This window comes from Undibacterium sp. Ji49W (genome assembly GCF_049340205.1).
GTDB lineage: Bacteria > Pseudomonadota > Gammaproteobacteria > Burkholderiales > Burkholderiaceae_D > Undibacterium.
Genome location: NZ_JBMPOW010000010.1, coordinates 125883 through 143156, shown reverse-complemented (window position 1 = coordinate 143156; position 17274 = coordinate 125883). Strand labels below are relative to the sequence as shown.

At 52.4% G+C, this 17274-nt stretch carries 14 protein-coding genes and 2 tRNA genes; 5 read left to right on the top strand and 11 right to left on the bottom strand.

What is annotated here, in order from left to right:
• The first annotated feature begins 172 nt into the window (after nucleotides 1-172).
• Nucleotides 173-3190: a DUF4982 domain-containing protein gene (locus ACO0LK_RS14300; RefSeq protein ID WP_422976083.1), complete on the top strand. Its 3018-nt coding sequence runs from the start codon at nucleotides 173-175 to the stop codon at nucleotides 3188-3190.
• Between the two features lie 64 nt (nucleotides 3191-3254).
• Here the strand turns inward: ACO0LK_RS14300 and ACO0LK_RS14295 are convergent, their stop codons facing one another.
• The 5 genes from ACO0LK_RS14295 to ACO0LK_RS14275 form a co-directional block, all read right to left on the bottom strand.
• Nucleotides 3255-4331 carry a LacI family DNA-binding transcriptional regulator gene (locus ACO0LK_RS14295; RefSeq protein ID WP_422976081.1) on the bottom strand — a complete coding sequence of 359 codons (1077 nt, stop codon included), beginning with the start codon at nucleotides 4329-4331 and terminating at the stop codon, nucleotides 3255-3257.
• A 33-nt stretch (nucleotides 4332-4364) separates the two neighbouring features.
• On the bottom strand, nucleotides 4365-4835 hold the full coding sequence (locus tag ACO0LK_RS14290; protein WP_422976079.1) for a DUF2269 family protein: 471 nt from the start codon (nucleotides 4833-4835) through the stop codon (nucleotides 4365-4367).
• Nucleotides 4832-6133, bottom strand: a complete 1302-nt coding sequence (locus ACO0LK_RS14285) for an SDR family oxidoreductase (protein WP_422976077.1) — start codon at nucleotides 6131-6133, stop codon at nucleotides 4832-4834. Before ACO0LK_RS14285 ends, ACO0LK_RS14290 begins: the two co-directional genes overlap by 4 nt.
• A 9-nt stretch (nucleotides 6134-6142) precedes the next feature.
• The gene (locus ACO0LK_RS14280) at nucleotides 6143-6580 is read right to left on the bottom strand and encodes a thiol-disulfide oxidoreductase DCC family protein (RefSeq protein ID WP_422976075.1); all 438 of its coding nucleotides are present in this window, start codon (nucleotides 6578-6580) and stop codon (nucleotides 6143-6145) included.
• A gap of 157 nt (nucleotides 6581-6737) precedes the next feature.
• Complete coding sequence (locus ACO0LK_RS14275) at nucleotides 6738-7268, bottom strand: GbsR/MarR family transcriptional regulator (RefSeq protein ID WP_186948980.1); 531 nt, start codon at nucleotides 7266-7268, stop codon at nucleotides 6738-6740.
• Between the two features lie 108 nt (nucleotides 7269-7376).
• Between ACO0LK_RS14275 and ACO0LK_RS14270 the strand changes: the two genes are divergently transcribed.
• The gene (locus tag ACO0LK_RS14270; RefSeq protein ID WP_422976073.1) at nucleotides 7377-7988 is read left to right on the top strand and encodes a DUF924 family protein; all 612 of its coding nucleotides are present in this window, start codon (nucleotides 7377-7379) and stop codon (nucleotides 7986-7988) included.
• Nucleotides 7989-8043: 55 nt separating this feature from the next.
• Here ACO0LK_RS14270 and ACO0LK_RS14265 read toward each other — a convergent pair whose 3' ends face one another.
• Entirely contained in the window at nucleotides 8044-9357 is a 1314-nt protein-coding gene (locus ACO0LK_RS14265) for an MFS transporter (RefSeq protein WP_422976071.1), read from the bottom strand.
• A gap of 29 nt (nucleotides 9358-9386) precedes the next feature.
• Entirely contained in the window at nucleotides 9387-10745 is a 1359-nt protein-coding gene (gene gudD, locus ACO0LK_RS14260) for a glucarate dehydratase (RefSeq protein ID WP_422976069.1), read from the bottom strand.
• Nucleotides 10746-11210: 465 nt separating this feature from the next.
• Between gudD and ACO0LK_RS14255 the strand changes: the two genes are divergently transcribed.
• Nucleotides 11211-12782, top strand: a complete 1572-nt coding sequence (locus ACO0LK_RS14255; protein WP_422976068.1) for a phage tail sheath C-terminal domain-containing protein — start codon at nucleotides 11211-11213, stop codon at nucleotides 12780-12782.
• 55 nt (nucleotides 12783-12837) lie between these two features.
• Here ACO0LK_RS14255 and ACO0LK_RS14250 read toward each other — a convergent pair whose 3' ends face one another.
• Nucleotides 12838-13530 (bottom strand): methylamine utilization protein, encoded by a 693-nt coding sequence (locus tag ACO0LK_RS14250; protein ID WP_422976066.1) that lies wholly within the window; start codon nucleotides 13528-13530, stop codon nucleotides 12838-12840.
• A 181-nt stretch (nucleotides 13531-13711) separates the two neighbouring features.
• On the opposite strand from ACO0LK_RS14250, the gene apbC reads away from it, so the two are divergent.
• Nucleotides 13712-14800 (top strand): iron-sulfur cluster carrier protein ApbC, encoded by a 1089-nt coding sequence (gene apbC / locus ACO0LK_RS14245; protein ID WP_186948986.1) that lies wholly within the window; start codon nucleotides 13712-13714, stop codon nucleotides 14798-14800.
• A 13-nt stretch (nucleotides 14801-14813) separates the two neighbouring features.
• Nucleotides 14814-15941, top strand: coding sequence for a bifunctional diaminohydroxyphosphoribosylaminopyrimidine deaminase/5-amino-6-(5-phosphoribosylamino)uracil reductase RibD (ribD, locus tag ACO0LK_RS14240; protein WP_422976063.1), 1128 nt, complete (start codon nucleotides 14814-14816; stop codon nucleotides 15939-15941).
• Between the two features lie 66 nt (nucleotides 15942-16007).
• On the opposite strand, the gene ACO0LK_RS14235 is transcribed toward ribD, so the two are convergent.
• The 3 genes from ACO0LK_RS14235 to ACO0LK_RS14225 form a co-directional block, all read right to left on the bottom strand.
• Nucleotides 16008-16084: transfer RNA gene (locus ACO0LK_RS14235), tRNA-Pro, on the bottom strand.
• Between the two features lie 142 nt (nucleotides 16085-16226).
• A tRNA-Pro gene (locus tag ACO0LK_RS14230) sits at nucleotides 16227-16303 on the bottom strand.
• 83 nt (nucleotides 16304-16386) lie between these two features.
• Entirely contained in the window at nucleotides 16387-17271 is an 885-nt protein-coding gene (locus ACO0LK_RS14225; protein ID WP_422976061.1) for a pseudouridine synthase, read from the bottom strand.
• Nucleotides 17272-17274 lie beyond the last annotated feature (3 nt).

The following is a 17274-nucleotide window of genomic DNA, read 5'->3' as shown; positions in this document are numbered from 1 at the left end:
ATGTATTCAAGGCAGGCTGTAAAAATGCACGAGCTTGACGTTCGCAACTGATAGCGCTACCATTTTTGTGTCAACTTTGTAATGCCCAGCTTCATTTTCAGCGCGGGTTGCCTGATGCCGGTGGGTTTAGGCAGGTACTCCGGATTTCAACAATTTCTGTGAATGTAAAAACATGCCAGCACTTCGCTCTTCCCCATTATTGTTTCAAAGCTTGTTGTTGCTGGCGCTTGGTCTGGGCGCTGGTTTGTCGGTGCCATTACAGACAGCACAGGCGGCACAGACTACAGAGGCAGTTGCTGCACCTGCCCGTATTACCTATGACTTCAATCCCGGCTGGAAATTATTTATTGGTGACGCATCCGGTGCGGCCAACCCGGCATTTGATGACGCCAGTTGGAAAGCCGTTACTTTGCCACGCGCCTGGAATGAAGACGAAGCCTTTAAAAAAGATATCGTGGACCTGTCCACCGGTATTGCCTGGTATCGCAAGCGCTTCAGCTTGCCGGCGGGTGCTGTATCTGGCAAGGTGTTTCTCGAATTCGAAGGAGTTCGCCAGGCGGCAGAAGTGTTTGTGAATGGCAAATCCGTTGCCTTGCATGAAAATGGCGTCATGGCTTTTGGCGTCGATATCAGTGCAGTCGTGACGGCGGGTGAAAACACGATCGCCGTACGCACCGACAATGCCTGGGAATACCGTGAAAAAGCCACTAACCAGCGCTACCAGTGGTCCAGCAATAATTTCAATGCGAATTATGGCGGCATTCCCAAGAATATCCGCCTGCATCTGAGTGGTCGCCTGTACCAGACACTGCCGCTGTATTCCAATCTGGGCACAACCGGCACCTATGTCTATGCGCAAGACTTTGATGTGCCTGGCAAGGCCGCTACGATTACTGCCGAATCCCAGGTCAGAAATGAAACAACTGCCGCCAGCAACGTGGTCTATGAAGTCGCCATCACCGATCTCGATGGCAAGAAGGTCGCCACATTTTCCAGCCCGGCACAAACCATCGCCGCAGGCCAGACAGCAATAGTGAAAGCCAATGCACGTGTCAGCAAACTGAATTTCTGGAGCTGGGGTTACGGTTATCTGTACGATGTCAGCACAACGCTGAAAGTGAATGGCCGTGCAGTCGATACCGTACATACCCGCACCGGCTTTCGCAAAACTGAATTTGCGAATGGCATGATCAAACTGAATGACCGTGTATTGCAAATGCATGGCTATGCACAACGCACCTCGAATGAATGGCCTGCGGTCGGCATGTCGGTGCCACCCTGGTTAAGCGATTACAGCAATCGGCTGATGGTAGAAAGCAATGGCAACCTGGTGCGCTGGATGCATGTGACACCGTGGAAGCAGGACGTAGAATCTGCCGACAGGGTAGGGCTGATACAGGCCATGCCGGCTGGCGATTCTGAAGCCGATGTTGAGGGGCGCCGCTGGGAACAAAGGGTGTTGCTCATGCGCGATGCCGTTATTTATAACCGCAATAATCCCAGCATTCTGTTCTACGAATCCGGCAACAAGGGTGTCAGTGAAGCCCATATGCGCGAGATGAAAGCCATCCGTGATCAGTATGATCCATATGGCGGGCGTGCCGCCGGTAGCCGGGAAATGCTGAATAGCCAGGTGGCCGAATACGGTGGTGAAATGCTCTATATTAACAAGAGCGCCAGACTGCCATTCTGGGCCATGGAATATTCGCGTGATGAAGGCTTGCGCAAATACTGGGACAACTACACCGCGCCTTATCACAAGGATGGTGACGGTCCCCTGCACAAAGGGCAGGACGCCAGCATCTATAACCGCAACCAGGATTCCCACGCCATAGAAGATGTACAGCGCTGGTACGACTATTGGCGTGAACGTCCTGGCACTGGCAAACGGGTCAGCAGTGGCGGCGTGAATATCGTTTTTTCTGACACCAATACCCATCATCGCGGCGCAGAAAATTATCGCCGCAGCGGCGAAGTGGATGCCATGCGCATACCCAAAGACGGTTTCTATGCGCATCAGGTCATCTGGGATGGCTGGGTGGATGTAGAACAGCCACGCATACATATTATTGGCCACTGGAATTACACACCAGCGACCACCAAGCCGATAACGGTGGTATCCAGTGCAGATGTAGTGGAACTGTTCCTGAATGGCAAATCACTTGGCAAGGGCGAACAAAGCGCGCGCTTCCTGTTCAGCTTCAAGGATGTCAACTGGCAGGCTGGCGAATTGCGTGCTGTGGGTTATGCAGCCGACGGCAAGAAGCTTTGTGAAACAGTATTGAAAACAGCCGGTGAACCGGCAGCCTTGCGCCTGAGTGTCAAGTCTGCACCAGGTGGCTGGCGTGCAGATGGCGCTGATCTGGCGCTGGTGGAAGTCGAAGTGGTTGATGCAAACGGCCTGCGCAATCCTGTGGCATTGAACCTGGTTGATTTCAAACTGGATGGCCCGGCAGAATGGCGTGGCGGTATTGCCCAGGGTGAGAATAACTATATCCTGTCCCCCAGTCTGCCAGTGGAGGGCGGTGTCAATCGCGTGCTGTTGCGCAGTACCACCAGGGCAGGAAAAATACGCCTGACGGCTACCGCTGCCGGTTTGAAATCAGCCAGCCTGGACATCACGTCAACACCAGTGAAAGTGGATGCCGGTCTGGGCTTGCAACTGGCCAGTGCGCAATTGCCTTCGTATCTGGGACGTGGACCAACACCGGCTACGGCGTCATTCAAACCATCGCGCCTGGCGATGGATATTGCAAAGGTAACAGCAGGTAGTAATGTTGATGCTGCCGCCAGGTCATATGACGACGATGAAACCACGGCATGGCATAGCAGCAGCGTGCCGGGTGAAGCATGGATAGCGTATGAACTGGCACGTCCGGCCACTTTGACCGAAGCCGTTTTCAAATTTACAGGCTGGCGTGAACGCAGTTACCCGATACGCATCAGTGTCGATGGCAAGCTGGTGTATGAAGGCTTGACGCCCAAGAGCCTGGGTTATGTCAGCCTGCCTTTGAAACCTGTGCAGGGGCGGGTCGTCAAAGTGGAATTGACTGGTATGGCTTCAGACAGTGACCGGGCATTCGCCATGCAGGAAGTCGCAAACCAGAATAATACAGATACCGGTGCCAAGGTGGTTGCCAAGGCAGCGCTGTCCATTATCGAGGCCGAATTCTATGAGGCGCTGCGCTGATTGATTAGGCACAAAGCACCGGATCTGAATCTGATGAAATACTGATGTTGCAGCAAGGTTCAGGTCAGGTGCTATCCCGTTCAATGATGGAAAACCCGATATCGCGTATCGGGTCGCTGATCACTTTTCCGTCGGCACGCTGGATAATAAAATCCGCAGCGATGGCACCGATGGCGCTGCCATCAATTCTTACCGATGTCAGTGCCGGGTTCAGGTCACATGAAAAACTCAGGTCACCAAGCCCGATCACAGCCAGTTTTTCTGGCACGGCAATACCCATTGCCTGTGCTTCAGTCAGGACACCCAGCGCCAGCATGTCAGAGCTGCAAAATATCGCATCAATGGTGGGATGGTCCTGCAACAGGCTGCGCAAGCCACTGCGTCCACTGCCCAGCGTGGTGGGGGCGTGGACGATACAGGTAGGAACTTCTGTGCTATCGGCATCCAACATGCCCAGGTTTTGTGCCGTATCAGAAAACGCCTTGTTGCGTCGCACCGCCCGGTCGTCATTGGCACTGATGGTGGCGACTCTGCGGCGTCCGCGTGCGTGGAGAAATTCGGCGACTGCAATGCCGATTTTTTCATGAGAAAACCCCACCAGCATATCGATGGGTGTCGATGTCAGATCCCAGGTTTCGACCACAGGTATGCCACTGACCTGCAGGCGCCGTTTAGCCAGTGCAGACCGCATGATGCCGGTCAGAACAACGCCATCCGGCCTGCGCCCGATAATCGCTTCCAGCAAGGCATCTTCACGCGAATCTTCATAGCCGGATTGTCCCAGCATGAGCTGGTATCCAGACGCGGCCAGGCTGGCTGTCAACGACTGCACCATTTCCAGAAAAACCGCACCGGTGATGGTGGGGACCACGGCTGCCACCAGTTTGCTCTTGGTGGAAGCCAGGCCACCAGCCAGCAAATTGGGTACATAGCCGGTTTTTTCCACCGCATCCCTCACCCTTTGCAGGACGGCAGGTGAAACCAGGTCGGGTGACTTCAAGGCGCGTGATGCAGTGATCGGGGCAACGTCGGCAATCCTGGCGACATCGCTCAGGGTCAGGCCGCCACTTTTGCGGCGGCTGCGTACAGCAGTGGTGCCTGGTGCTTCAGTAATTGACAGGGGCGTGGTAGTTTTTTTCATGGCCTGATTTTATCACTGAGCGCTGGTTTTGCTTCAAAAAACGGGCTTGTTCACCATCAGGAAATACACGCCTATCATGGCGATGAAGGCAGGGTAGCCCAGCCATTCCCAATATCTGGAATAACGCCAGAATACATCGGGCAGGTCAGTGTTATTTGCATCGGCAATTTCCAGCATGGACTTCATGCGTATTTGCAACCATACCACGGGCAACCAGCAGGCACCGGCAAACAGATACAGGACAAAAGACCACACGATCCACGGTGTGCTTAATGGCCAGCCTGCCATATGCACCATGGCAAAGCCGGTCAGTGGCTGGATAATCACGGCAGGCGTGGTAAAGCACCAGTCAGCCAGTACCACCAGGCGCGCAACCACCACCTGTGCCTTGAACTGCCTGCTGCGATTGGTAAAGAACATATAAAAGGCCGAACCAAAACCAGTACCAACCAGCAAAACCGAAGACAGAATATGTAATGTTTTGAGTAAGAGATAGGTGTTCATTGTGCGTCTCTTTGATGAGCAAATAAAAAAGCAAGCAAGGCCAGGATGGGCAGGTTTTTCAAAACCGGTCCAAACGGGTGTAAATAATATTCAGGCGAATAAATCGCGATGATGCAACTGTAGCCAACGATCAGGGCAATTTGCATCAGCCATAAAATGCGTTTTGGCCAGAACAGTGTTGCCAGACCCAGACATAGATCGAGGCTGGATGCCGCCATCAGCATGAACATGGCAGGCGCACCACTCAGACCCAAAGGCTGCAATAAGGCCAGGCTGCCAGATACCGGATAAATGCCAAAGGACAGTGCCGCAGTAACAAACCAGACCAGCGCCAGGATATAGCGAAACAGTGGCAAACTCCATGCTGCGATGGCTGTACTTGCCAACATGTTTGCCGGTATGCCGGTAAACCAGTCTGCATGTGATATTGCTGGCCGATGCAGATGCGCGGCAAATGGCTGCGCATCTGCGACATTGTCTTGTTCCAGCATATCCAGGCTGTCTGGTGTCAAGGTCGTTTGCGGCAAGAGTGTTGCAAGACACGCGCTTACACGCATGACTGACATAGGGATGGGGAACATATATTGTGCAGGCATGCCCATGGCCTGACGATAAATTTCCAGCATGCGCCGGTAAGACATGGCTTGCGGGCCTACTGCATTCAGTACCAGGTTGTGACGGTTTTCATTTGTCAACCAGATATTGATGGCGCTGCACAGATCATCCATATGCACAGGCTGCACTTGCTGTTCACCACGACCAGGCAAGCCCAGTACCGGCAGACTGGCCAGCATGCGGAATAACTGGCTGCTGCCACCATCCATGCCAACCACCAAAGATGGCCGCAAGACCAGATAAGTCAGACTGCTTTCCATCAGCATCTTATCGGCAGCGCGTTTGCTTTTCATATAGCCAGTCATGATTTCAGGACGTTCTGCTTCTTGCCTGCCACCCAGCGCCGAGATTTGTACGACCGATTTCACGCCGCATTTGGCTGCCGCGCTGAACAGGGCTACAGGCGCATCACGGTGTATGGCATCGAAACGTAATCCATCAGTTTCGTTCAGTATGCCCACGGCATTGATGACGACATCGATTTGCCCCAACTGCCGCAGACGTGTTTCCCAGATTGCCGGATCGGTATCGTGTGCATAATCGATGGCAATTTCAACCGGGCCATTGCCGGTGTCTGGTCTTGGGCGACGCACGCCGTGGCAGACTTCATGTCCTGCCTTTTGCAGGGATTTGCTGATATGGCGGCCGATAAATCCTTGTGCACCGCAGATAAGAATTTTCATGATCTTGTTTTATTTAAGTGTGCATTTACCAGCTTTGCAAGCCCGGGTCCGCCTTTCAGCCCGCCTGGCAGCAATGCGCAGGATGACATCCGACAGTATCTCAGATACATGGTGGCGATTGCTTGCAAAATGTACATAAGCCCAATTGCATATGGGTTTAAGTAAAGGGAAATTGGTTGCTACAGTCAGCCAGCCCAGACCTGCTGCCTTGTAGGCAAGATGGATGGTTTCCACCCCGGTCACGATACTGCCATCGGGTCTGACACCATGGATGACACGCATGATTTCGCTGAGTGTCACCCCATATTTTCCAGCATCAAAACCAGGGGCAGATGCATCGACAAAAAGCAATCTGTTCAGATGATCCCGTTCCCGCAAATTATCCATTTCCAGTTTACAGATGGGGCAGGATTCGTCATACAGCAGTGTCAGTGGATAGTCGCTCACGTTGGTTTCCTTCCATGCCTATATATGGCGTTAATTTTTATTTCTGACATTTCTGTTGTAACAGAAATTTGTTTTTAAAAAAAATGCCAAGGCATTTTTTCTTTGTTCTTATTCTTTGTTCTTATTCACTGTGACTGTATCCGTGTTTCAGAGATGCTTACTTCTCATCCCCGCGCACAAATTTTTGTACAGCTGCCCCCATCTTCAACAGCTTCATCAGGGTAGCTGGTTCCAGTCGCAACATTTCATCGGTCCAGGTGGTGACGGTCTTCATCAGCGCCAGGGTTTCGGCGATACGTAGTTGTGTTGCCTTATCTTCCTGATCCAGATCGGGGCTGTCCAGACATTGTTGCAGGGTAGTGATAGTAGGGTTGAATTCCCTTTCCTTGCGCTCACGTACTACCGTGCGAAACAATTCCCAGACATCCAGTGAAGTTTCATAATGCGCCCGGCGGTCACCCATGACATGGGCCAGTTTCACCAGCTTCCAGTTTTGCAGCTCTTTCAGCGAATTCGATACATTCGACCTTGCCACACCCAGGGTGTCAGCAATTTCTTCTGCCTGCATGGGGCAACCTACGATATACAGCAAGGCATGAATCTGGCTGACCGTGCGATTGACACCCCATAAGGTGCCCATTTCGCCCCAGTGCAGGATAAATTTTTGTTTGACAGGTGTAAGTTCCATATACACAGTGTAGGTAATTCTTTTATTTCAGTCAAGACAGAAATAAAAGAATGTTGAAAATGCCTGATCATGCTACTGTTTGACAGCAATTTATTCAGGGAGATATTGATGGATGGTATTAATTCAGTACTGAATTTCTGGTTTGGCCAGGATGTGGGCGGTGTCGTGGATGATGCCAGGACGGCGAAATACCAGGCAAAGCTGTGGTGGTCGAAGAATGAAGAACTTGATACCTCAATAAGAGATCAATTTGCCGATCTGAATGCGCAGGCCATGCGTGGTGAACTCGATGGCTGGCAACATACAGTCGAAGGGCGGCTGGCGCTGATCATTCTGTGTGATCAATTCCCCCGGAATATGTATAGAGCCACGCCGGAATCGTTTGCCTGTGATGCCCGGGCCAGGGCATATACCGAAGCAGGTCTGACTGTGCAGGCAGATCGTCAGTTGCGCCCGATACAGAGGGTTTTCTTTTATCTGCCGCTGGAACATTCAGAAGCACTGGCAGATCAGGACAGGGCAGTGGCTCTGTATGATGCCCTGCGCAAGGATGTGCCGGAAACGCAGCATGAGATTTTTGAAGGCTATTACCAGTATGCGATACGGCATCGCGAAGTCATACAGCGGTTTGGCCGCTTCCCGCATCGTAATGGCATATTAGGGCGTACTTCAACGGCGGAAGAAGTACAGTTCCTGTCTTTGCCGGGATCTTCGTTCTGAAACTTATCTGCCACACACCAGTACAGGCAGGTATGTGGCACATTGTGCATTGTGCTTAAGCAGCGGTTTTCGATTTGCGGGTCAGGAAAACCAGTGCCGCTGCCACCATGGAAGCGGCCGCCAGGCCGTACAGGCCACCCTGGATGGAGCCGGTTCTTTGTTCTAGGAAACCGAAAGTGGCAGGTGCCACGAATCCACCCAGATTACCCAGCGAATTGATCAGTGCGATCACGGCAGCAGCAATGCGGCTGTCCAGATATGCCTGTGGTATCGGCCAGAAAAGCGATGATGCCGCCTTGAAGCCTATGCCAGCGAAGCAGATCGCGACAAATGCAAACACCGGGCCACCCACGGTGGATGCCAGCATGCCACAGGCAGCGATAGTCAATGCAATTGCCACCCACATCTGCTGATGCTTAAAGCGCAGTGCCAGCGCAGCAAACATATACATGGCGGCAATCGAAATCAGCCAGGGTATCGAGTTGAACAATCCAACCTGGAAGTCAGTGAAGTGGCCCATTTTCTTGATGATGCTGGGCAGCCAGAACGTAGCGCCGTAGATGGTCAGCTGGATGGCAAAATAGATAAAGCAAAACAGAGCGATACGGCTGTCACGCAACAGGCTGAACGCACTGACATGTCCGGGTTTGTTGGCATCGCGCTCTTTTTGCTCGGCAGCGATGACGGCGGTGAGCTCATTCCGTTCTTCGTCAGTCAGCCATTTGGCGTCATGCGGATGAGAATCCAGGCAAAACCAGACGACAAAGCAGAGTGCGATGGAAGCCAGTCCTTCGATGATAAACATCCATTGCCAGCCGTGGAAACCACCACCTTCAATCTGCAACAGCGCGCCTGACAGCGGGCCGGACAATACCGATGCCAGTGCCGAACCACTGAGAAAAATCGCCATTGCCTTGCCACGTTCACGGTTCGGCAGCCATTGCGTAAAATAGTAGACCGCACCCGGAAAGAAACCCGCTTCAGCCACACCCAGCAGGAAGCGCATCACGTAGAACGAGGTTTCGCCCTGCACAAAGGCCATGCCAGTGGCAACCACGCCCCAGCTTGCCATGATGCGTGTCAGCCAGGCTTTGGCACCAAAGCGCTGTTGCAGGATGTTGGAGGGTACTTCAAACAATGCATAAGCCAGGAAGAAGATGCCAGCTCCAAAACCAAAAGCGGCGGCACCAATGCCCAGATCTTTTTCCAGATGGCTGCGTACAAAACCGATGTTGACGCGGTCTATGTAATTGGCGATAAACATCACTACGAATAGTGGCAGGATGCGCCATTTGACTTTGCTGACTGCCTGGTCCAGCACACTGGAAGCGGGCACGGCCATAGGGGCCGTAGTTGTTACGGTATTCATACTGCTGTCTCCTAATGATTATTTTGTTTTTATCTGACCAGGCAAGGCATTTTGTTATTGAATTTCCAGCCCGGTATCATATATTGCATGGCCACCGCATCGTCACGCGCTCCCAGGCCCATGCCCAGGTAGAGTTGATGTGCCGCCTCGACGGCGTCCAGATCAAGCTCTATGCCCAGGCCGGGTTTATTTGGCACCTGCACCATGCCGCCTTTGATTTTTAATGGGTCTTTGGTCAGGAACTGACCATCCTGCCAGATCCAGTGGGTATCAATTGCCGTGATTTTGCCCGGTGCTGCGGCGGCCACATGGGTGAACATTGCAAGTGAAATATCGAAGTGATTATTCGAATGCGAGCCCCAGGTCAGATCCCATTCATGGCACATCTGCGCTACACGCACAGAGCCTTGCATGGTCCAGAAATGTGGATCGGCCAGCGGGATGTCGACTGACTGCAGGGCAATTGCGTGGCGCATTTCGCGCCAGTCGGTGGCGATCATATTGGTGGCCGTCAGCAAACCGGTGGCACGACGGAATTCTGCCATCACCTCACGCCCTGAATAACCATTCTCGGCACCGCAAGGGTCTTCTGCATAAGCCAGCACATCATGTTTGTCGCGGCACAGGCGTATCGCATCTTTCAGTAGCCAGCCGCCATTCGGGTCCAGCGTGATACGTGCATCAGGAAAGCGTTCGGCCAGTGCTGTCACGGCTTCCATTTCTGCCTCACCGCTGAATACACCGCCTTTCAATTTGAAATCGTTGAAACCGTAACGCTGGTAGGTGGCTTCGGCCAGACGCACGATGGCTTCCGGTGTCAGGGCAGCTTCGTGGCGCAGGCGTGCCCAGTCATCTTCGGCGTCGGCTGGTGTAGTCGCATAAGGCAAATCAGTGACTTTGCTGTCACCGATATAGAACAGGTAGCCCAGCATCTCGACGGCAGTGCGTTGTTGTCCTTCTCCCAGCAAGGCGGCGACCGGCACACCTAGGTACTGGCCCATAAGATCAAGCAGTGCGGCTTCCAATGCAGTGATGGCATGCACCGCAATGCGCAGGTCAAAGGTCTGCAGGCCACGTCCGCCAGCATCGCGGTCAGCAAAGGCGGTGCGTGCCTGGTTCAGTATGGCGTTGTACTGGCCTATGGGTTTGCCGATCAGCAGGTCGCGTGCGTCTTCCAGCGTCTGCCGTATCTTTTCTCCGCCCGGTACCTCGCCAACGCCGGTGCGGCCGGCGCTGTCGGTCAGGATCACGATATTGCGGGTGAAGTAAGGGCCGTGTGCACCGCTCAGATTAAGTAACATGCTGTCGCGGCCAGCGACAGGGACGACGCGCATGTTAACGACGCGGGGAGTATCGCCATAAGCGAGGGGAGAATGTTCAATTGACATCATGGTTTCCTGTTACCTGAAAAAATTACCAAATGCTAGGCTTGTTATTTTCAATGGTAGCGCTGTCATTTGGAAAGATCAATCATTATTTTGTTAAAAAATGAGCGTATGGGAAGCAGGGGAATGTCACTTTGCAAAAAAAAGCAACCGATATTCTTTGATGGTCTTTGCAAGGATGGGGCCATGGCTTGGTTAGCCGTTGCCCGGATTCACTTATAGATAAATACTGATATGGATAGCGGTACCATTTTTGCCTTAGAAAGCTGTCGGTCATTGCAGGTTTGTCGGTCGTCGGCTCAGCAAGCAGCTTGCCAAATACTCGTTCCAGACTGATTTATTGCATCAATACTTGTCAATTAGTTCAGATGACTGTGAGATTCTGTGATTAAATAAGATTGTTTTTTACTTATGCAAATACGACATTGCTGACCATGGCGTGCTGCATGCTTACCGGAGTAAGGATTCATGTCGATACAAGAAACCACGCCAGGCGTCGTGTTTGCCACTGAACATACCGCTGAACATACAGCGGAATATAGCGCTGATGTCGCCAGCTTTACCGGCCACGTAGTGCAGGCTGCTACCGGCATACCTCTGTTTATTGGCTACACACAGACTGCCACTGAAGATGGGAAGAGTATCGTGGGTCAGCCTATTTCCATCACTTCGCTGGAAGAATATGCGCGCATATTTGGCGGAGCCGCACAGGTTGAATATGACTATGTCAGCCTGACCCAGGCATATCCTCCTTATGCTGTGAACGCAGCTACGCCAGCTTTTTTGCTGTATCCGGGTTTGCAGATGTTTTTCAGCAATGGCGGTGGCACTTGCTATGTCCTTTCTCTGGGTACTTATGCCGATGTAATCAGTAATGGAAGTGTTTTTTCAAAAGAGGCGTATACCGCAGCACTTGCCGGGCTGGCAGGCTTGCCTGAACCGGATACCCTAGTCTTGCCGGATGCCGTGTACCTGGCGCTGGATGACTGGGCGAGTGTGTCACAGACTGCCTTGAGACTATGTAGTGAAACGCAGAACCTGGTGTATATCCTGGATGTGCTGAATGGTTATTTACCCTCTGACGGCAGCAGCAAAGACCCGATCACGGGTGGTACCGGTAATGGCGGATTTTATAAAGTGGCAGGCCTGGGGGAAGACTTTAACCAGTACGGCGTCAGTTATTATCCATGGCTTAACACCAATGTAGTGAGTGTCAGTTCCATTGACTATACCTGGATATCGGCAGCCAGCCTGCCGCAATTTAGCGCTGACCTGGCTACCGAAGCGCTGGAACTGTTTGCGTTGCAGCCGGCAGATAAATTGCAGGCATATCTGACTACCCTGGTTGACACCTTGGCCCAGGCCGCCGATCCGGCTACGGTCAGGCAGCGCCATCTAGGCTTGCAGGCGGCGTCACCCCTGTACCGGCAAACCATGCAAAACCTGGCAACCAGCGTCAATCTGCTGCCACCTTCATCTGCCCTGGCAGGTGTGTATACGCGTAATGATGCCACCAGCGGTGTTTTTCATGCGCCGGCGAATACATCCATCATCAATGCGATCTCGCCTGCTGTAATGCTTGATGATAGCCAGCAAGCGAAAATAAACGTGCCGTTGAATGGGCTTGCTGTGAATGCGATTCGTGTTTTCCCGAATTTTGGCATGCTGATCTGGGGTGCACGCACTATGGCTGGCAATAGTGATGACTGGCGTTATCTCAATTTCAAACGCATTGTCATCATGCTGGATAAATCGATCAGGACGGCATTGAAATCCTATGCGTTCTCTGCAAATGATCATTCGACCTGGTCTGCCGTGACTGCCAGTATCAACAGTTTCCTTACTGCGCAATGGAAGGCTGGCTGCCTCGTGGGGTCTTCACCTGCTGAAGCATTTAGCGTCATTATGGGGATGGGCAGCAGCATGACAACTGAAGACATACTGCAAGGCATGATGCGTGTATCAATAAAGGTAGCCTTGACTATGCCAGCTGAATTTATCATTCTGGAGTATGAGCAGCAAGTGCTGGCCCCGGCTTAGTAGCTTGGTCATCAGCCCCGGTTTGTTGCAGGCTGATGATCAATGCAGCATGGTTTTAATCGTAACCGAAGGTCGCTGTGCCCTTGCTCAGGTTGCGCGGTGCCGGTGGTGCCTTGGGTACGAAATTGAACTGGAACTTGATATTGCTGGGACCATCGCTGGCCACCTGCACCGTTTGCGTCAGGGGTTCGCCCAGCATATTAGGTGCCCACGCCTTGACTTCATACTTGCCTGCCGGAAAATTGTTGATGACGGCACTGCCTGATGCATCCGTCTTGGCGAAATACAGCGTATCGACGACATAAATAAAACCGCGCATCCAGTCATGGAAATGACAGACCAGCGCCACTTCGCCAGCTTTGTCGAAAAGGATGGGGGCTGGCTCTTCTTTCTTGCTGTTCACGCGCAGTTCAAAGGTTTTTGCCGGCGAAAATGATTTCAGGTGATGCTCGTGATTATCCTTGTTGGGGAAGCGTATCAGGCTACCGCTGCGTACCACCGTCAGGTAAGGGCTGAACGCATAATTTTCTTGTGCAACGATGCTGGTGTCACCAGCTTTTTTTGCAGGCACCGGGGTATCCAGTGGCGTTGCAAACAGGACGGCATTGGCGACGGACTGTGCATTCTTGTCAGTCAGGTGTCCCACCAGCAGGCCGGCGTGGGCCGTCAGGGAACAACTGAGCAATCCCAGCGCAGATAACAACAGGCAGAACTTGTTGCGGGATGGGTGTACGGCTAGTGCTTGCATCAATATCTCCTGATTTTCTTGTGGAAAAACAAAATAGTAGCGAACTCATTATGCTCGAACTTGGTCCTGCGGGGAAGCTTGCGCCGCTTCAATATGTCTACTGACAACAAGCCTGTATGCAGCTATGGCAGCCCTGGCGCGCAAATTGCGCTAGACTTGCGGGATATCTATGGAGAATTGCATGAGTATTACAGTTGATGACATAAAAGCCGTATTGGCAAAAGTGATAGACCCGAACACAAATAAAGACCTGATTGCGAGTAAATCTGCAAAAAATATCAAGATAGAAGGCGCCGACATCAGTCTTGATGTCGAACTTGGCTATCCCGCCAAAAGTCAGTTCGAATTGATACATGCTGCCGTTGTGGCAGCCCTTGCGGCGTTGCCTGGCGTGGGCAAGCTTGCCGTCAATGTGACTTCAAAAATCGTTGCCCATTCCGTACAGCGCGGTATCAAGCTGATGCCGAATGTGAAGAATATTATTGCAGTCGCATCCGGCAAGGGCGGGGTCGGTAAATCGACAACCGCTGTCAATCTTGCCCTGGCGCTGGCTGCCGAAGGCGCTTCAGTAGGTATTCTGGATGCCGATATTTATGGCCCCTCACAACCGATGATGATGGGTATTTCTGGTCGCCCTGAAACCGTCGATGGCAAAACCATGGAGCCGCTGGAAAATCATGGCCTGCAGGTATCGTCCATCGGTTTCATGATAGACCCGGATGAGCCCATGGTCTGGCGTGGCCCCATCGTCACCCAGGCCTTGCAACAATTGCTGGAGCAGACCAACTGGCGCGATCTGGATTATCTGATCGTGGACATGCCGCCAGGTACCGGCGACGTGCAACTGACCCTGTCGCAAAAAGTACCGGTCACTGGTGCTGTCATCGTTACCACGCCGCAAGACATTGCCTTGCTGGATGCACGCAAGGGCTTGAAGATGTTTGAAAAAGTCGGCATCCCTATTTTGGGCATCGTCGAGAATATGAGCATCCATATCTGCTCGAATTGCGGCCATGCCGAACATATCTTTGGTGAAGGCGGTGGCCAGAAAATGTGTGCTGATTTTGGCGTCGATTTTCTCGGTGGACTGCCTTTGACGATGGCCATACGCCAGCAAGCTGATTCAGGTACGCCAACAGTGATTGCTGAGCCTGAAGGGCAAATTGCCGGTCTGTATAAAGACATCGCCCGCAAAGTCGCCATCAAGGTTGCTGAAAAGGCCAAGGACATGACAAGCAAATTCCCCACCATCACCATACAAAATACTTGAGGCACATCTGAGTATGGATCACCTGAGCGCGGATCAACAGGCCGATTATGGGTACATGCAACAGGCGCTGGCGCTGGCTGGCCGCGCTACCATAGAAACTTCGCCCAATCCCAAAGTGGGTTGTGTGATTGTCCGCGATGGCCAGGTGCTGGGGCAGGGCTGGACCCAGCCCGTCGGGCAGGCGCATGCAGAAGTGCAGGCCCTGCGCGATGCCGCCGCAAATGGCCGTGATGTGCGAGGTGCCACCGCCTATGTCACGCTGGAACCATGCAGCCATTTTGGCCGCACGCCACCTTGCGCGAATGGTTTGCGCGATGCAGGTATTGCACGCGTGGTGGCTGCCATGCAGGATGCCAATCCGCAAGTGGCAGGGCGCGGTTTAAGTATCTTGCGGGAAGCGGGTGTGGTCGTGGAATGTGATTTGTTTCCTGATCTTGCCTTGCAGGCGCGTGAATTGAATATAGGTTTTTTCCAGCGCATGGAAACTGGCAAGCCCTGGGTCAGGATGAAAGTTGCTGGTAGCCTGGATGGCTTCACGGCTTTGCCAAACGGCCAAAGCCAGTGGATCACCGGACCAGCAGCAAGGCAGGACGGTCATCAATGGCGGGCGAGGGCAGATGCGATTTTGACTGGCATAGGCACGGTGCTGGCAGATGATCCCATGCTGAATGTGCGGGGTGTGAACACGCCACGTCAGCCGCAAAAAATCATCGTCGATTCGCAGTTACGCATCTCGCCACACGCTAAAGTTTTGCAAGGCGGTGCCTTGATCGTATGTGCTGTGCCAGATGCTGAAAAGCAGGCGCAACTGGAACAGGCAGGGGCAGAAGTAATATGCTTGCCGGATTCGAATCAACAAGTTTCGCGTCAACAGGTCAATTTACCTGCCCTGATGCAAGAACTGGGTCGCAGGCAAATCAATGAATTGCATGTGGAGGCGGGGGCAACACTGAATGGCGCATTGATGCAGCAAACTTGCGTCAATGAATTATTGTTGTATCTGGCACCCAAGCTCCTGGGTAGTGGAGCTGGTTTATTTCATTTACCTGAATTGACGCATGTGGATCAGGCCAGGGTTTTGCAGTTTCATGCAGTCAGCCTGGTGGGCGATGATGTGCGGGTGCTGGCCCGTTTCAGGTAAATCTGAATAGCTGGTCGGCACGGAAAAGAAAAAAGGATCGTTGAATAATCAACGATCCTTTTTAACTGGTCGGAGTACAAGGATTCGAACCTTGGACCCCCTGCTCCCAAAGCAGGTGCGCTACCGGGCTGCGCTACACTCCGAAAAACTGGTCTGTCATTTTTTATTTCAGGCTATTCAACGCTATTCAAATTTTAAACAGCCAGGATCTGAATCTGCTGAAACGAATCTACTGAAACGAATTTACTGAAATAAAAGGGACCGTCTGTGACGATCCCTGGAATCTGGTCGGAGTACAAGGATTCGAACCTTGGACCCCCTGCTCCCAAAGCAGGTGCGCTACCGGGCTGCGCTACACTCCGAAGACCGCAATATTACCGCTTCAGAGGCTTGCTGTCAACTCGTTTGCCAGTGTCGCCCTCTATGACAGGCATTCGGCAGGCATTCATAATGATTTCTTACTTTCAAAATAACGTTGCTGGCCCGTCAATGGATCATCAAAACAGATGGATTTGGCCAGTAGTTGCAAAGGCGCAGAAAAATCATCCGCCTTGCAGGGCAGGGCAATGGGATAGAAGGCATCGTTCAGTATGGGCGCACCCAGGCTGCTCATATGCAGGCGCAATTGGTGTTTTCTACCTGTCACGGGTTGTAATTGATAAAGGCTATATTCGCCGCGTCTTTCCTTGATATTGATCAGGGTTTCTGAGTTCGGGCTACCTTCTGCTTCGCGCATGACGAAAAACTTTTCTGCTTCTTCCATGCGGCTGTAATGACGCAACGGGAATGTCAGTTCAGGTAAATGGGCAGCAACGGCATGGTAAGTCTTTGCCATGCTTTTGCTCTGGAACAAAGATTGGTATTGACCGCGTGTTACCGGATTATGAGAAAACAGCATTACCCCTGCCGTTTCCCGGTCCAGCCTGTGTATGGGGCTGAGATCCATCAGTCCGGTGCTTTTCTTCAGCCTGACCAGCAGGGTTTCCTGTAGAAACCGTCCAGACGGAATCACAGGCAGAAAATGCGGCTTGTCCACTACCAGCAAATGCGCATCCTTGAACAGGATGTCTTCATAAAACGGGATATGGGTTTCATGTCCCAGCTCGCGGTAGTAAAAAATACACATGCCACGTTTGACGCTGCTGCCTGCATGCAAGACTGTACCGTGCTGATCGGCGACTTCGTGTTTTCCCAGGCGTGCCTGCCAGGTGCTGGCGGTAATATCGGGAAAGTACGCTTGCAAAAAATGGAAGACATTGTCCCAATGGCCTTCAGGTATCCAGATATAACTGGGGGCGATGCCATCGCGTACGGGAAGTGGGGCTTGCATGAG

What these genes read in the sequence shown, in the direction of transcription:
- ACO0LK_RS14300 (WP_422976083.1), top strand. Translation starts at nt 173, where the DNA reads ATGCCAGCACTTCGCTCTTCCCCATTATTGTTTCAAAGCTTGTTGTTG.
- ACO0LK_RS14295 (WP_422976081.1), bottom strand. Translation starts at nt 4,331, where the DNA reads ATGAAAAAAACTACCACGCCCCTGTCAATTACTGAAGCACCAGGCACC.
- ACO0LK_RS14290 (WP_422976079.1), bottom strand. Translation starts at nt 4,835, where the DNA reads ATGAACACCTATCTCTTACTCAAAACATTACATATTCTGTCTTCGGTT.
- ACO0LK_RS14285 (WP_422976077.1), bottom strand. Translation starts at nt 6,133, where the DNA reads ATGAAAATTCTTATCTGCGGTGCACAAGGATTTATCGGCCGCCATATC.
- ACO0LK_RS14275 (WP_186948980.1), bottom strand. Translation starts at nt 7,268, where the DNA reads ATGGAACTTACACCTGTCAAACAAAAATTTATCCTGCACTGGGGCGAA.
- ACO0LK_RS14270 (WP_422976073.1), top strand. Translation starts at nt 7,377, where the DNA reads ATGGATGGTATTAATTCAGTACTGAATTTCTGGTTTGGCCAGGATGTG.
- ACO0LK_RS14265 (WP_422976071.1), bottom strand. Translation starts at nt 9,357, where the DNA reads ATGAATACCGTAACAACTACGGCCCCTATGGCCGTGCCCGCTTCCAGT.
- gudD (WP_422976069.1), bottom strand. Translation starts at nt 10,745, where the DNA reads ATGTCAATTGAACATTCTCCCCTCGCTTATGGCGATACTCCCCGCGTC.
- ACO0LK_RS14255 (WP_422976068.1), top strand. Translation starts at nt 11,211, where the DNA reads ATGTCGATACAAGAAACCACGCCAGGCGTCGTGTTTGCCACTGAACAT.
- ACO0LK_RS14250 (WP_422976066.1), bottom strand. Translation starts at nt 13,530, where the DNA reads ATGCAAGCACTAGCCGTACACCCATCCCGCAACAAGTTCTGCCTGTTG.
- apbC (WP_186948986.1), top strand. Translation starts at nt 13,712, where the DNA reads ATGAGTATTACAGTTGATGACATAAAAGCCGTATTGGCAAAAGTGATA.
- ribD (WP_422976063.1), top strand. Translation starts at nt 14,814, where the DNA reads ATGGATCACCTGAGCGCGGATCAACAGGCCGATTATGGGTACATGCAA.
- ACO0LK_RS14225 (WP_422976061.1), bottom strand. Translation starts at nt 17,271, where the DNA reads ATGCAAGCCCCACTTCCCGTACGCGATGGCATCGCCCCCAGTTATATC.